The 15,479-nt window shown below is 46.3% G+C and carries 17 protein-coding genes; all 17 read right to left on the bottom strand.

Going from position 1 to position 15,479, the window contains the following annotated elements:
- Positions 1-15 precede the first annotated feature (15 nt).
- The 17 genes from asd to rimP all read right to left on the bottom strand — a co-directional run bounded on the left by asd (position 16) and on the right by rimP (position 15,259).
- Positions 16-1,056 carry an aspartate-semialdehyde dehydrogenase gene (asd, locus tag V7728_RS09260; RefSeq protein ID WP_012117572.1) on the bottom strand — a complete coding sequence of 347 codons (1,041 nt, stop codon included), beginning with the start codon at positions 1,054-1,056 and terminating at the stop codon, positions 16-18.
- Between the two features lie 134 nt (positions 1,057-1,190).
- On the bottom strand, positions 1,191-1,781 hold the full coding sequence (dpaB, locus tag V7728_RS09255) for a dipicolinate synthase subunit B (protein WP_007409809.1): 591 nt from the start codon (positions 1,779-1,781) through the stop codon (positions 1,191-1,193).
- Between the two features lie 2 nt (positions 1,782-1,783).
- Positions 1,784-2,674: a dipicolinic acid synthetase subunit A gene (dpaA, locus tag V7728_RS09250; RefSeq protein ID WP_012117571.1), complete on the bottom strand. Its 891-nt coding sequence runs from the start codon at positions 2,672-2,674 to the stop codon at positions 1,784-1,786.
- A 157-nt stretch (positions 2,675-2,831) separates the two neighbouring features.
- Positions 2,832-3,089 (bottom strand): YlmC/YmxH family sporulation protein, encoded by a 258-nt coding sequence (locus tag V7728_RS09245; RefSeq protein WP_003154176.1) that lies wholly within the window; start codon positions 3,087-3,089, stop codon positions 2,832-2,834.
- Positions 3,090-3,167: 78 nt separating this feature from the next.
- The gene (locus V7728_RS09240; protein WP_012117570.1) at positions 3,168-4,403 is read right to left on the bottom strand and encodes a M16 family metallopeptidase; all 1,236 of its coding nucleotides are present in this window, start codon (positions 4,401-4,403) and stop codon (positions 3,168-3,170) included.
- Positions 4,404-4,442: 39 nt separating this feature from the next.
- On the bottom strand, positions 4,443-5,402 hold the full coding sequence (locus V7728_RS09235) for a polysaccharide deacetylase family protein (RefSeq protein ID WP_012117569.1): 960 nt from the start codon (positions 5,400-5,402) through the stop codon (positions 4,443-4,445).
- Positions 5,403-5,514: 112 nt separating this feature from the next.
- Positions 5,515-7,638 (bottom strand): polyribonucleotide nucleotidyltransferase, encoded by a 2,124-nt coding sequence (gene pnp / locus V7728_RS09230; RefSeq protein ID WP_015239868.1) that lies wholly within the window; start codon positions 7,636-7,638, stop codon positions 5,515-5,517.
- Positions 7,639-7,812: 174 nt separating this feature from the next.
- The gene (gene rpsO, locus V7728_RS09225) at positions 7,813-8,082 is read right to left on the bottom strand and encodes a 30S ribosomal protein S15 (protein WP_003154182.1); all 270 of its coding nucleotides are present in this window, start codon (positions 8,080-8,082) and stop codon (positions 7,813-7,815) included.
- 165 nt (positions 8,083-8,247) lie between these two features.
- Positions 8,248-9,189, bottom strand: coding sequence for a bifunctional riboflavin kinase/FAD synthetase (gene ribF, locus V7728_RS09220; protein WP_007611467.1), 942 nt, complete (start codon positions 9,187-9,189; stop codon positions 8,248-8,250).
- Positions 9,190-9,208: 19 nt separating this feature from the next.
- A complete protein-coding gene (gene truB / locus V7728_RS09215) occupies positions 9,209-10,138 on the bottom strand; it encodes a tRNA pseudouridine(55) synthase TruB (protein WP_017417788.1) in 930 nt (309 codons plus the stop codon).
- Between the two features lie 84 nt (positions 10,139-10,222).
- A complete protein-coding gene (gene rbfA, locus V7728_RS09210) occupies positions 10,223-10,576 on the bottom strand; it encodes a 30S ribosome-binding factor RbfA (RefSeq protein ID WP_003154185.1) in 354 nt (117 codons plus the stop codon).
- 16 nt (positions 10,577-10,592) lie between these two features.
- The gene (locus V7728_RS09205; RefSeq protein WP_003154188.1) at positions 10,593-10,871 is read right to left on the bottom strand and encodes a DUF503 domain-containing protein; all 279 of its coding nucleotides are present in this window, start codon (positions 10,869-10,871) and stop codon (positions 10,593-10,595) included.
- A complete protein-coding gene (gene infB / locus V7728_RS09200; RefSeq protein WP_053573443.1) occupies positions 10,868-13,015 on the bottom strand; it encodes a translation initiation factor IF-2 in 2,148 nt (715 codons plus the stop codon). Before infB ends, V7728_RS09205 begins: the two co-directional genes overlap by 4 nt.
- Before the next feature lie 19 nt (positions 13,016-13,034).
- Positions 13,035-13,337 (bottom strand): YlxQ family RNA-binding protein, encoded by a 303-nt coding sequence (locus tag V7728_RS09195; protein ID WP_003154192.1) that lies wholly within the window; start codon positions 13,335-13,337, stop codon positions 13,035-13,037.
- A gap of 1 nt (position 13,338) precedes the next feature.
- The gene (rulR, locus tag V7728_RS09190) at positions 13,339-13,614 is read right to left on the bottom strand and encodes a glucose-induced regulator RulR (protein WP_003154193.1); all 276 of its coding nucleotides are present in this window, start codon (positions 13,612-13,614) and stop codon (positions 13,339-13,341) included.
- A 13-nt stretch (positions 13,615-13,627) separates the two neighbouring features.
- Positions 13,628-14,749 carry a transcription termination factor NusA gene (gene nusA, locus V7728_RS09185; protein ID WP_003154195.1) on the bottom strand — a complete coding sequence of 374 codons (1,122 nt, stop codon included), beginning with the start codon at positions 14,747-14,749 and terminating at the stop codon, positions 13,628-13,630.
- 39 nt (positions 14,750-14,788) lie between these two features.
- Positions 14,789-15,259 (bottom strand): ribosome maturation factor RimP, encoded by a 471-nt coding sequence (gene rimP / locus V7728_RS09180; protein WP_007409801.1) that lies wholly within the window; start codon positions 15,257-15,259, stop codon positions 14,789-14,791.
- Positions 15,260-15,479 lie beyond the last annotated feature (220 nt).

Genomic DNA, 15,479 nt, shown 5'->3' with positions numbered 1-15,479 from the left:
AGAAAATACGTTTGTTTATACGAGGTTCAGTTTTTGCAGGCTTTCCGCGATTTGGACTGAGTTCCAAGCGGCGCCTTTTAACAGGTTATCAGAAACAACCCACAAATGAAAACCGTTTGCTCTGTCCAAATCTTTCCGGATTCTTCCTACAAATACATCGCGTTTGCCGACGCAATCAGCAGGCATCGGGTAAAGCTGCTCCGCCGGATCATCCTGAAGCGTAACACCCGGAGCTTCTTTTAAAAGCTGTTTCATATCTTCAACGGTTGCGTCATCACGGTCAAGCTCAATGTAAACAGATTCTGAGTGCCCTGTTTCAATCGGCAGTCTGACACATGTCGCAGCCACTTCCAGATTCGGCATATGCATGATTTTTTTCGTTTCATTAATCATTTTCATTTCCTCAAACGTATAGCCGTTATCTTGGAATTTATCAATTTGCGGAATGGCGTTAAATGCGATTTGATAATGCTTTTTGTCGCCTTTAACCGGCATAATGGACGGTTCTGCGGGTTCATTGTTTAAAATCGCCTTTGTCTGGCTGTACAATTCCTTCGCCGCTTCATTGCCGGCCCCGGACACAGCTTGGTAAGTAGATACAATGACTTTTTTCAATCCGTACGCTTTGCGGATCGGTTCAAGCGCAGCCACCATCTGAATCGTTGAACAGTTAGGGTTGGCGATAATGCCGTTATGTTTGTGCAGATCACCTTCGTTCACCTCAGGCACCACGAGCGGTGTATTTTCGTCCATACGGAATGCGCTGGTATTGTCAATCACGATGGCTCCCCGTTTTACAGCCTCAGGCGCCAAGCTTTGTGATACGCTTCCGCCGGCGCTGAATAACGCGATATGAACGCCTTCGAAGCTTTCAGGAACAGCTTCCTGCACTGTATATTCTTCGCCTTTAAACGTTACTTTCGTACCAGCAGAACGCTTTGAGGATAGTAGTGTGAGTGTTTCGATTTCAAAGTTTCTGTCTTCCAGTGTTTTCAGCATTTGCTGTCCTACGGCTCCCGTCGCTCCGACAACTGCTACGTGTAATCCTCTTCCCATCTGTAAAACTCCTTCCGCCAATTAAGCATCATTTGTTGAATTGACTTTGCATTTTACGTTTTATTTTACCATAGAATAGTCACGGATTGATCGAATTTTTTTATTCCGGAATGATTTTCTGTCATCATGATTTTTTATTCATGGTGGTGTACGAGCACCGGCTGAACCTGCTGGTGCAAAAGAGCTTTTTCTACCGTAATCGGAAGGAGATCCATTCTGGCGACGAGCGATGTCGGTTTTTTCACGTGGTCGTCCTGGCCGAACGGGATGAAATATATGTTTTTTGCGGACATCAGCCTCATTAAGTTCGTTCCGTTTAAACCGAGTCCGTCGTTTGTCGAAATTCCGAGCACGACCGGGCGGCCGTTGCGGATCGTGGCTTTCGCAGCCATAAGGACGGGGCTGTCAGTCATCGCATTTGCGAGTTTGCTCATTGAATTTCCGGTTAAAGGGGCGATGACCATGCAGTCGAGCGGAAGTTTTGGCCCGAGAGGCTCCGCTTTTACGATGGAATCAATCGCCTCAAAGCCTGTTGCTTCTTCAATTTTTCTGACCCAATCTCCCCCCTCCCCAAAGCGGGTATCGGTCGATTGAACGGTTGATGTCACGACCGGCCGGACTTCAGCTCCTTGACTGATAAGCGCCTCTATTTGCGGAAAAACTTCCTCATATGTGCAATGCGAGCCGGTTAATCCGAATCCGATTCTTTTCCCTTTCAGAGACATGGTTATTTCCCCTCTTTCTTTAAGTCTGCCAAAAGCTTGCTCAATACGTTCGCAATAATCTGTCCGGCTGTTTTCGGGGCCACAATTCCCGGAAGACCCGGAGCAAGCAGCGCTTTAATGCCTTGTTTTTCAGCATATTTGAAATCCGTTCCGCCCGGACGGGATGCTAAATCCAAAATCAAGGTCTTCGGCGTCATGCGTGATAAAACGCTTTGATTCAGAATCAAGCTCGGTACGGTGTTAATGCAGATATCAATATCATTTACATGTTCAGTAAGCTCTTCAAGTTGAAAAGGAAAAAGCCCCATTTCCGTTATACGGGCCAAATGAGCCGAACTCCGCGCGCCCACTTTTACCTTCGCTCCTAACGCCGCAAACGTCCGGGCGATCGTCATACCGGTGCGCCCCATGCCGAGAACGGCGACATTTGATCCGTGAATGGTATAATCCGTATGCTGAATCGCCATCATGATTGTTCCTTCAACAGTGGGAATCGAGTTGAATATCGCGATATCGTCCCGTTCAAATAATTTCACAAGTTTGCGGCCGGCTTCGCTGGCGATCCCCTCAAGATACGCGTTGGAGATGCCTGAATAAATGACGCAATGCTCCGGTGTCCGCTCAAGATAGCTCTGCTTTAATACCACTTCTTCATTTGAAAAAACCGTGGAAACAACGCCTTCTCCGGTCGTTGCCGATACGGGCAGGATGATACTGTCTATTTTTTGAAAGGGAATCTCATCAATTTTGCATTTGACGGTTCCTGTAAAACCGTCATCCAATTGGTCAAACCCTGCAAGATAAATATCGGCATGCTGTTCTGTCAGCTTTCTTATAATCTCAAGCTGTCTTGCGTCACCGCCAATGATCGCAATTGTCAATCCGGTTAACATCTGAAACGTTCACCTTCTTTACAGTTACTGGATCTTTTAAGTGTCATCCTCCTCTTCATCGTATGTGCAAAGAGAAAGGGCGGTGAATGTACAGCGTTCTTTTTCATGAAAAAAGCACCGGCTGTATGAGCCGGTGCTTGCAAAAAATGAATAAGATCTACTCTTCGGGAGGCGTGATCTCCCCCGGAACGTCTAAAATGATCATGTCTGACCCGATTTTTTGGATATGGTTCCAGGGGACGCGGATGTCGTGGCCTTGTTTTCGCAATCCGAACCATTTTACCGTCGGTATCAACAGCGCGGTAATTTGTCCGTCCTGTTCATTAATTTCCAAATCGGTCTGGCCGAGCACGCCGAGCCGCTCTGCCCGTTTAATGTCCACAATTTCTTTACCTGAAAGTTCACTGAGCCTCATGATAGCCACCCCCTTGTACTATATGACCCGGAGCAAAAAAAAATGCCTGCCCCGTATAGAGGCAGACTGCTTTTCCGATTAAGACGAGGCCGGCATATTGCCGGTCGGGCTGATGAGCGATAGTGCGTAATCATCCGTAAATAAGCGGCGGCTGAGGCCGTTGACGCTTTCCAGGCTGACCGCATTTAATTCAGTGATAATTTCATCCATGGTCTTATGCTTTCCGAGCAGGAGTTCGTTTTTCCCGTTCCGGCTCATTTTGCTGTTTGTGCTCTCTAAGCTGAGCATTAAGCTCCCCTTCATTTGCTCTTTGCTGTTTTCCAGCTCTTTCGGGGTGATACCGTCACGTTTTAGAACCGATAACGTTTCCTGAATAGTTTCAGACAGAAGTCCGAGCTGATTCGCGCCGGTGCCTCCGTAAATCGTCAGCATACCGCTGTCTTCATAGGAACTGTGATAACTGTATACAGAATAGGCCAGTCCTTTATCTTCGCGCACATCCTGGAAAAGACGGCTGCTCATGCTTCCGCCCAGCACGTTGTTTAAGACGATCAAATCGTAAATGTCCGGATCTCCGACTTTCAGGCCTTTGAAACCGAGACAGAGATGCGCTTGTTCGGTGTCTTTTTTTCTGGTCAGCTTTTCATAATGAAACTCAGGCTCGCTGATGCCGCTTGCTTTGCCCTTCGCTTCGTATGTACCGAACCATTTCTCCACGTCTTTAATGAATTGTTCCGTTACATTTCCGGCGACAGAAATGACGACGCGGTCCGGCGTGTAAAAGTCATCCATATGCTGTCTGAGAGAATCGCCGTTAAATGACGAAAGCGTTTCCTCCGTCCCGAGAATCGGGTAGCCGAGCGAATGATTGCCGTATGTCGCTTTGCTCAGCAGATCGTGGACAATGTCATCCGGCGCGTCTTCATACATTTTGATTTCTTCATATACGACGTTCTTTTCTTTTTTGAGCTCATCTTCGTCAAAAGCAGAATGAAAGAACATATCAGCCAGCACATCAAGTGCGTAGTTTGCATGCTCATCCAGCACTTTGGCGTAATAGCACGTATATTCTTTTGAAGTGAAGGCATTCACTTGGCCGCCTATCCGATCGAAGGATTCTGCGATTTCACGTGCGGACCTGGTATTTGTTCCTTTAAAAAACATATGCTCAAGAAAGTGCGAAATACCGTTTGTATCCGGCGTTTCATGACGTGATCCCGTCCCGATCCATACGCCGATTGCCACAGACCGCACCGTTGGATTATTTTCAAGCACAACTCTTACACCGTTTTGGCATGTATAGCGTTTTATCAAGTCTGTTCCTCCTATTCAAAGACAGGCAACTGCCGCCTGCTACTTCATCAGCCTGTTTTCATCCATTAAGTCAGACACTGAGCCGAGCGCGTAGCCTTTTTCTTTGATTTTTGCAATCAGTGTATCCAGGCTTTTCGCAGTCGGATCAGTCGGATGCATTAAAATCATGGCTCCGTTATGTATTTTGCTCAACACCCTTGTTTGTAAAACAGCCGGAGACGGTTTTTGCCAATCAATGGTGTCCACGGTCCACATGATGGTGCCCATTCCTTTTTCCGCCGCAAGATCGACCACAGCTTTTCTGAAGCTGCCGCTTGGCGGCGCAAACCATTTCGGCTTTATGCCGAGCGTCTCGCTGATTTGTGCATTGGTTTTGTCAAGCTGTTCGGAAATGCTTCCTGAAGTCAGTTTGCTCATATCAGGGTGATTGTATGAATGATTTCCGATTTCATGTCCGTCTGCCGCTATTTTTTTCCCCAGCTCCTGATTGTTTTTCAGCCATTTCCCTTCAAGAAAGAAAGTTGCTTTGACCTGGTGCTGCTTCAGAATAGGCAGCATTTGCTCCACGTATTCATTTCCCCAGGCGACATTTATCAGGAAAGCGACCATCGGTTTGTCGGGATTTCCTTTATAAATGGGTTCGGGCGCGAGAGAATCAAGATGGACTTTCGGTTTTACCTGCTCATAGACAAGGCCGTCTTCGTGAAATTCTCCGTCCTTTTTCATTTGTTTATAGGATTTTTCCACATTGACTTTTAAACCGTTATATCCCGGTATACTCTTCCATATTTTATCAATCCGCGCGTCTTGCGGCTTCACTTCATACTCTGACGCTTTTTGCAGTAATTCTTCATAGAGCGGATCTTTTGATGCTGACACAGTTACAGCGTCTTTTTTCATTGCGTCTATGTAATCAACTGTATACGGATTTTTTAACATTTCAAACGAAACAAAAAAAAGAAATAAAAAAACGGCAAACGGCACGAATTTTTTCAACATGTCCTTCCCCCCTCCTCACACATTATGTATGAGGAGGACAAGGTAGAACCCGTCTGTTGTCTTTCTCAAAATAAAGAAGCCGGGTCTCCCAGGCTCCTTGTTAGGTTTTCATTTAAGATTGTTGTTGTTCCTGTTCTTTTTCTTTCTCTTCGCGCAGCACTGCTTTACGCGACAGATTCACTCGTCCCTGTTTGTCAATTTCAGTTACCTTCACAAGGATTTCGTCACCGATTTTCACAACATCCTCAACCTTGCCGACCCGTTCGAGCGCTAGTTCAGAGATGTGAACGAGACCGTCTTTTCCGCTGAAGATTTCAACGAAAGCGCCGAATTTCTCAATCCGTTTGACTTTACCGAGGTAAAGCTGGCCGACTTCGACTTCTCTGACAAGATCTTCGATGATTTTTTTCGCTTTTTGGTTGCTGCTTTCATCAGTAGAAGAAATAAAGATGGTGCCGTCTTGTTCAATGTCAATTTTAACACCGGTATCTTCAATGATTTTGTTGATTTGTTTACCACTCGGTCCGATAACATCACGGATTTTATCCGGATTAATGTTCATCGTTAAAATTTTCGGCGCATATTGAGAAAGTTCTTTTCTTGATTCACCAAGCGTGCTGAGCATGCTGTTCAAGATTTCCATTCTTCCTTTTTTCGCCTGCTGAAGCGCTTCTTCAAGAATTTCTCTTGAAAGGCCTTCAATTTTAATGTCCATTTGCAGCGCTGTCACGCCTTTTTCCGTGCCGGCTACTTTAAAGTCCATGTCACCGAGGGCGTCTTCCATCCCTTGAATATCCGTTAATACCGTATAGTACTCGCCTGATTTCACAAGTCCCATCGCGATACCCGCAACAGGGGCTTTAATCGGAACACCTGCGTCCATCATGGCAAGCGTGCTCGCGCAAATGCTGGCCTGTGAAGTGGAACCGTTTGATTCAAGCACTTCGGATACGAGGCGGACCGTATACGGGAAGTCTTTTTCATTCGGAATGACCGGCTCAAGCGCACGCTCTCCAAGAGCACCGTGACCGATCTCACGGCGTCCCGGTCCGCGCATCGGGCCTGTCTCCCCTACGCTGAACTGCGGGAAGTTATAATGATGCATAAAGCGTTTTGATTCTTCCACGCCTAAACCGTCAAGAATCTGAACGTCCCCAAGGGCGCCTAATGTACATACGCTGAGCGCCTGCGTCTGTCCTCTCGTAAACAGCCCGGAGCCGTGCGTTCTCGGCAGAAGGCCGACTTCTGAAGAAAGCGGGCGGATCTGATCAACGCCGCGGCCGTCCGGACGGACTTTTTCTTCTGTGATCAAACGGCGCACTTCGTTTTTCACAAGTTTAGACAGTGTCTGTTTCACTTTTTTAATCGTATCTTCATCATGCTCTTCTTCTTCGAATTTCGCGACAACTGCATTTTTCACTTCATTAATCGCGTCTTCGCGAGCATGTTTTTCGTGAACCTGAATGGCGCTGAGAAGATCCGGCTCCGCAAGGCTTTTTACTTTTTCGCTGAGCTCTTCGTCAATTTCATACAGTTGGATTTCTGTTTTCTCTTTGCCGACTGCTGCGACGATTTCTTCTTGGAATGCGATCAGGCGCTTAATTTCTTCGTGACCGAACATAATCGCCTCAAGCATGATTTCTTCAGGTACTTCATCCGCTCCGGCTTCCACCATGTTGATGGCGTCTTTTGTGCCTGCAACGATGAGGTTGATATCACTTTTTTCAAGCTGGTCAACCGTCGGATTGATGACGAATTTCCCGTCAATGCGGCCTACCGTCACACCCGCGATCGGGCCTTCAAACGGGATATCGGAAACGCAAAGAGCGAGTGATGAACCGAACATTGCAGCCATTTCAGATGAGCAGTCCTGATCAACACTCATGACAATGCTGATGACCTGTACTTCGTTACGGAATCCGTCTGCGAAAAGCGGGCGGATCGGACGGTCGATCAGACGGCTGGCTAAAACGGCCTTTTCACTTGGACGGCCTTCTCTTTTAATAAAACCGCCCGGAATTTTACCTACTGCGTATAATCTTTCTTCATAGTTAACAGTAAGCGGGAAAAAATCTAGCGGTTTCGGTTCTTTTGATGCGGTTGCTGTGCTGAGCACTGCAGTATCGCCGTAGCGGACCATGACAGCGCCGTTTGCCTGTTTGGCAAGCTGGCCGGCTTCTACTGTAAGCTGTCTGCCGGCCCAATCTATGGTAAAGACATGTTTCTCTTGTCCCATTCGATTACGAGCTCCTCTCTTAATGTGTGAAATAATCAATTACTCCTATTATGAACGAAATGAATTGAACATATCAATGTCAAAGTAGTATGTAAAAGGATTTCATTGTTTTTTTATTATTATTTTTTTCGCTTTAATACGATAAAAAAGCGGGAATCCTCCCGCTTTTTACGATTATCGACGTAAGCCTAGTTTGTTAATTAACTCACGGTAACGAGTTACGTCTTTATTACGCAGATACGTAAGAAGATTACGACGTTTACCTACCATTTTAAGAAGACCGCGACGTGAGTGGTGATCTTTCTTGTGAGTACGCAAATGCTCGTTCAAGTTGTTAATTGAGTCTGTTAGGATAGCGATCTGAACTTCTGGAGATCCAGTATCAGATTCGTGTGTTTTGAACTCACTGATGAGTTGATTTTTACGCTCTTGAGTAATTGCCATCCTGTTTCACCTCCATATCATAATTAGCCCCAGTTACCTAGCAACCGTCGGTGACTTCGGATTGCCAAGCAATGGTTTTAAGACTACGAAACATATGATACTAAAAATCGCGCCCATATGCAAATCTTTTAGAAGAAAATTTGTGTACTTTTGATGTTTTTTCCGTTATTTGCTGAAAAAACGGATCGCTTCTTGTTTGTCTTTCCCGATCTGAGCCGTCAGTTCATCGATGCCGTTAAACTTCCGTTCGCTTCGGATTCGTTTGTACCACTCGATTTTAACGTCTTCTCCGTATACATCCTGCTGAAAATTAAACAAATGGACTTCAATTGACGGCTGATCGGGGCGCTTTTCATAAAAGGTCGGTTTGTAGCCGATGTTGCAGACGCCTTCATACACCTCGCCTTTTATTTCGGCTTTCACTGCATACACGCCTGTCGGAGGCACGATATAGCTGTTGTGCAGGCCGACATTCGCGGTCGGAAAACCGATGGTGCGGCCTCTTTTGTCTCCGTGAATCACAGTGCCCCGGATAAAATACGGCTGGCCGAGAAGAGTGTGCGCAAGTTCAACGTCACCATCCTGCAGCGCTGACCGGATATAAGTGGAGCTGATCTTTCTGTCCTGCTCGGTCTGTTTCTCGACAGTCGTGCATCCGGCCTTGCCGTTTAAATCGTCCGGCAGCGTCTCCATCGTGCCTTTTCCGTATTTTCCGTACGTAAAATCGAAGCCTCCCACAGCGTGCCGCGCGTTTAACCCTAAAATATACTCCTCGGCAAACTGTTTTGGAGAAAGAGACGCAAACGCTTCATCAAACTTTACGACATACAGCACATCAGCGCCTAAACGCCCGATCTGGCTGATTTTATCTTCAAGCGGCGTAATCAGATCCTTTGGCTCTTTGTCCCTGCCCAACACATGGGAAGGGTGGGGATGAAACGTCATAACGGCCAGCGACAGGCCTTTTTCTTCGGCAATTTGTCTGGCTGTTCCGATTACTTTCCGGTGTCCCAAATGAACGCCGTCAAAGTAGCCGAGCGCCATGACAGACGCCGGCTGCTCTTCTTTTTGTAAATGATGCGGATGAGAAATATGTATCGTCTTCACAGAACGGTCACCTTTTTTCTTATTGTTCGCTTTTTTGCATGAGCACTTTAGCCGGTTTCAGCAGTCCTTTTTTTGAAGGATGCGGCATATAAATGGCCACACATTCTCCGTCTTCAGTACAGACCGCTATACGGGCGTCAGCTGTCATTGCAGAAAATTCCGCCGGGATGTCAAACACTGACCCGTTTTCAGCTTTCTTAGCTAATGTATCACTTATGACCCATTTCGGCAAATGATTGAGCGCTCTTTCAATCGGCACGGCATGCTCTGCAACCGTGCCGTCTGAAACCTGCTGTTCAAGTTCCTCAAACGTGAAACACTCATCAAGGCTGAAATCGCCGGAAGCGGTGCGGATGAGATGCGACATATGCGCGGGATAGCCGAGTTTTTCACCGATTGTCACCGCCAATGTTCTCACGTAAGTGCCCTTTGAGCACGTGACTGTAAAGCGGAATGATGCTGTGTCTTCTTTATAAGTGACAGGGGAAGTGAGCGCGATATCTTCAATCGTGATATTCCGCTTCGGCCGCTCCACTTCAATACCCGCCCTGGCGTATTCATAGAGCTTTTTCCCGTTGACCTTTACAGCGGAATACATCGGCGGCACTTGCTCCTGCGGTCCCTTCAGTTCGTCTAAAACGGCTTTGATATCCGCTTCTTTCAGCGGCTCCTTGACAGGTTTTACGCTGACCGTTTCTCCAGTCTGGTCTTCGGTCGATGTGGAGAAGCCGAGAGTGATCTCAGCATCGTACGTTTTTGACTTGTCGGTGACGTACTCAACAATCTTTGTGGCCCGTCCGACACAGATCGGCAGTACGCCTGACACTTCCGGATCAAGCGTTCCCGTATGTCCGACTTTCTTTGTTTTTAACAGTTTTCTTATTTTCATTACACAGTCGTGAGAAGTCATGCCGACCGGTTTATGTAAAAGGAGAACTCCGTTAACCATCTGTCTTTCGCTCCTTTGTTATCAATTGTATCCCGTAAAACGCAGAAAAGAGGACAGACGACACTCGCCCATCCTCTTTCCTTGTTATTCAGACGGTTTATCTGAATGCAGTTCGTGAATCAATGTTTCAATACGGTTGCCGTACTCAATTGATTCATCAAATTCAAATTCAAGCTCAGGCGTTTTGCGGAGTCTGATTCGGCTGCCGATTTCGGAACGGATAAATCCTTTCGCTTTCTCAAGCCCTTTCAGCGCCTCCTCTTTCTTTTTCTCTCCGCCGAGAACGGAGATATACACCTTCGCTATTTGTAAATCACCTGAAACACGTACGTCTGTTACAGTGAGAAATCCGATTCTCGGGTCTTTCAGCTTTCGGCTGATAATATCCCCGAGCTCTTTTTTCATCTGCTCGCCGACACGGTTTGCTCTCATACTCAATTCAATCACCTCTAAGTTAAAACCACTCTGTTCTAGTGATCGTCCGTTCTATTTCGGGAAAGGAGTCAATAAACGCGAGTACACGCTGGATCTCCTTTTCCGCCTGAACGTGAGAGGAGGAGACGACGGCGATTCCGAAGCTGGTCCGCTGCCAAGTGTCCTGATAGCCGATTTCTGCGGCCGACACGTTGAACTTATTCTGAACCCTCGTTATAATCCGCTTCAGAACGGCTCGTTTCTCCTTTAATGATCCCGCATCATAAATGATGCATTCACATTCCGCAAATCCGATCACTTTCTTTCGATTTCCTGCATGACATACGCTTCAATGATGTCGCCTTCGCGAATGTCATTGTATTTCTTAATTGTAATACCACATTCATATCCTTGTGAAACTTCTTTCACATCATCTTTGAAGCGTTTCAGAACGTCTACTTCCCCTTCGAAGATGACCACGCCGTCACGGATCAGGCGGAGTCCGCTGTCACGTGTAATGTGGCCGTCTGTTACATATCCGCCGGCAATCGTACCGATTTTCGACACTTTGAATGTTTGGCGCACTTCAACCTGGCCGATGACTTTTTCTTCGTATTCAGGATCAAGCATTCCTTTCATCGCCGCTTCAATTTCTTCGATGACTTTGTAAATGATACGGTGAAGACGGATATCTACATTTTCAGCTTCAGCCGTGCTCTTAGCATTTCCGTCTGGGCGCACATTAAACCCGATAACGATTGCATTTGAAGCAGATGCGAGAATGATGTCTGATTCCGTAATCGCACCGACGCCTGTGTGAATGATTTTCACTTTTACGCCTTCTACTTCAATTTTTTGAAGAGCGGCTGTTAACGCTTCGGCTGAACCTTGAACGTCAGCTTTTACGATTAAATTGATGTCTTTGACATCGCCTTGTTTAATTTGTTCAAACAGATCATCGAGGCTCAGCTTCGCTTTGTCGCTGCGCTGTTCTTCCAGTTGCTTGGAAGCGCGTGCTTCACCGACAGAACGGGCTGTTTTTTCGTCTTTAAAGACGAGGAATTGATCGCCAGCCTGCGGTACGTCGTTTAAGCCAGTAATTTCTACAGGTGTGGACGGTCCGGCTGTTTTCACGCGGCGGCCGAGATCATTGACCATGGCCCGCACGCGGCCGAATGTATTTCCGACAACGATCGGATCTCCGACATTCAATGTTCCCGTTTGAACGAGAAGTGTCGCGACAGATCCTCTTCCTTTATCGAGCTCAGCTTCAATAACCGTTCCTTTTGCCTGACGGTTCGGATTGGCTTTCAGCTCTTCCACTTCACTGACAAGCAGAATCATTTCGACAAGCTCGTCAATTCCCTTGCCTGTAAGAGCGGACAGAGGAACGAAAATCGTTTCTCCTCCCCATGCTTCAGGAACGAGTCCGTATTCAGTCAGCTCCTGCATGACACGGTCAGGGTTCGCGCTTTCTTTATCCACTTTATTCACGGCAACGATAATCGGAACCTCAGCCGCTTTCGCATGGTTGATGGCTTCGACTGTCTGCGGCATAACGCCGTCATCAGCCGCTACGACTAAAATGGTAATATCAGTTACTTCCGCACCGCGCGCACGCATTGTTGTGAACGCCGCGTGTCCCGGAGTATCTAAGAACGTGATTTTTTTGCCGTTTTCTTCGATCTGGTAAGCCCCGATATGCTGGGTGATTCCGCCGGCTTCACCTTCAACAACTTTTGTTTTTCTGATGCTGTCAAGGAGGGTCGTTTTCCCGTGGTCAACGTGGCCCATGATCGTCACGACAGGCGGACGGATTTGAAGATCTTCTTCTTTGTCAGCCTCTTCATATTTTTCAAGCTCAGTTTCTTCAAGCACAATCACTTCTTCTGTTTCTACACCGTATTCAGATGCGATCAGTTCGATTGTGTCTTTGTCAAGCTCCTGGTTAATGGTAGCCATTACGCCCAGAAGCATCAGTTTTTTAATGAGTTCAGACGGCTCTTTGCCCAGTTCCTCGGCTAAAGCTCCGACTGTTAAAGAGCCGGAAAACGTAATTTTCTCAGGAAGCTCTTTTTTCGGCTTCAGCGGTTTTTGCTGATACTGATTTTTGTTGTTATGATTGCGTTTGTTTTTGTTTTTGTTGTTGTTATTCTTCTTGTTTTTGTTAAATTGATTATTCTGCACGTCATTCTTCTTTCCGTCTCGAATTTTGTTTGGTTGATTCCCAGCAGGCTGCTGATTAATCCCTTGCGGCTTGTTTTTGTTCGTTTCCGCAGGCTTCTGAGATGTAACGCCGGCGCCGCCTTTTTTAAATTTCGCATCAAGCTGCTTAATGGTCTTTTCTTCAAGCATTGCCATATGGTTATTTACTACTATATCCATGTTTTTCAGCGCAGTCAAAATTTCCTTGCTTGAAACATTGATGGCTTTTGCATATTCGTAAACTCTCATTTTAGCCATTCGTTCACCCCCAAAAATATTAATCGAGCAAGCTGATCAGCTTATTCGCAAAACCTTGGTCAGTGACGGCGACAACGACACGTGATTCCTTGCCGATAGAGCGGCCGAGATCAGCGCGGCTTTCGACTTTTTTATAAGGCACTTTATAATAATTGCATTTATCGGATACTTTTTTTGCAGTATTCGCAGATGCATCTTCTGTCAGCAGAACAAGTTTTGCACGCGCATTTCTAATTTCTTTTATAACCAAGTCCTCGCCCGACACGACCTTACGAGCTCGATTGGCCAGACCCAGCAAGGGAAACCATTCCATTCCAGACATGTTATTTTTTCACCTTTTCCGCCAGTTCCAGCAATTCTTCGAAAATCTGGTCATCGATTTGTGATTGAAATTGATTTTGCAATGTGTTTTTCTTTTTCGCAGCTAAGATGCATTCTTTCTCAAGGGTGATATAGGCACCCCGCCCGTTCTTCTTTCCGGTCGGATCGACTGAAATCTCTCCTTCTTTAGAACGGACAATTCGGATCAGTTCCTTTTTAGGCTTCATTTCCCCCGTTACCACGCATTTGCGCAGAGGAATTTTTTTTCGCTTATTCACCTAAAGTCACCTCTTATTCATCCGATTCGGCTGTTTCAGGCTCCATAAAGAGCGGCTCTAAATCGTCATCTTCTTCATGCTCTCTCGGATAGATGCCAAGGTCTCTTGCATCCGTTTCACTTTTGATATCGATTTTCCAGCCTGTCAGTTTCGCAGCTAAGCGGGCGTTTTGCCCTCTTTTTCCGATTGCCAGAGAAAGCTGGTAATCAGGAACGATGACAGTCGTGGCTTTTTCTTCTTCGCTGACGATGACATCCAGCACTTTAGACGGGCTGAGCGCATTGGCAACAAATTCAACCGGATCATCAGACCAGTTGACGATATCAATTTTTTCGCCTTTCAGTTCATTGACGATCGCCTGCACGCGCTGGCCTTTAGGACCGACGCATGAACCGACCGGATCAACGTCAGGATCATCAGTGCGGACGGAGATTTTAGAGCGGTCGCCCGCTTCTCTGGCAACGGATTTCAGTTCGACCGTTCCGTCATAAATTTCCGGCACTTCGATTTCAAAAAGACGCTTCAACAGACCAGGATGCGTTCTTGATACATAGATCTGAGGCCCTTTTGTCGTTTTTTCGACTTTTGTGATAAATACTTTAATCCGATCGTGCGGTTTATAGCTCTCATTCGGCATTTGTTCATTGACGGGCAGCAGCGCTTCAATCTTGCCGAGAGACACGTAAATAAACTTGCTGTCTAAGCGCTGTACAATTCCCGTCATAATGTCTTCTTCACGATCGATAAATTCTGAGTAAATCACGCCGCGCTCAGCTTCACGGACACGCTGCGTCACCACTTGTTTCGCCGTCTGCGCAGCAATGCGGCCGAAGTCTTTCGGCGTTACTTCTATTTCAACGACATCTCCGACAAGGTAGTTCGGATGGATGTGCTGAGCGTCGTCAAGCGAGATTTCAAGTCTTGAATCGTATACCTCGTCTACGACATCCTTTCTTGCGAACACGCGGATCGTGCCCGTCTCACGGTTCAGATCGACCCGTACGTTTTGCGCCTGGTTAAAATTTCGCTTATACGCGGAAATTAAGGCAGCTTCAATTGCTTCGATGATAATGTCTTTACTGATGCCTTTTTCTTTTTCAAGAATAGTGAGAGCATCTAATAGTTCACTGCTCATGTTAGCGGTCTCCCCCCTTAAACACTAATACTTCATTCATTAAAATGTTACAGCTAATCTTGCGTTAGCTATTTTTTCATACGGAATATTGACCCGTTTCTTTCTTGTTTTGACCGTCATCTCTATTGTAACAGTTTGTCCATCGAATTCAGCCAATTTGCCTTCAAACACTTTTAAACCGTCAATCGGTTCGTACGTTTTCATGTACACATTTTTGCCCAGTGATTTTTCGAAGTCGGCTTTTTTCTTTAATGGACGCTCGGCTCCAGGAGAAGATACTTCAAGAAAGTAGTTCTGGGTGATCGGATCGGCCTCATCCAGCTTTTCGCTTAACGCTTCGCTGACTTTGGCGCACTCCTCAATATCAACACCGTTCTCGGAATCAATAAACACGCGAAGGAACCAGTTTTGACCCTCTTTGACAAATTCAATGTCTACGAGTTCAAGCTGAAGGTCATCCAGTATGGGCTGAGCCATTTCTTGAACGGTATCAGTCACTTTTTTGCTCATGTTTTTCCTCCTTGTGCTGTCGATATCATATCAGCCGTTCCTCTGCATAAAAACCCTGCTTCAAAAGAGCAGGGGCATTGAGAAAACGATGGACATGTCGAGGCAAAATTGCCTGTTCAATACAAAAGAGCGGGTTTCCCCACTCTTTGCCTCGGTAATCGTTAGCATTTCCAATAAAACTATACCATAACCATATATTTAATGCAAATCAAACTCCGCT

The sequence above is a fragment of the Bacillus sp. JHAA genome, from assembly GCF_036961585.1.
In the GTDB taxonomy this organism is placed as follows: Bacteria; Bacillota; Bacilli; order Bacillales; family Bacillaceae; genus Bacillus; species Bacillus velezensis.
This window is presented reverse-complemented; position numbering and strand designations above follow the sequence as displayed.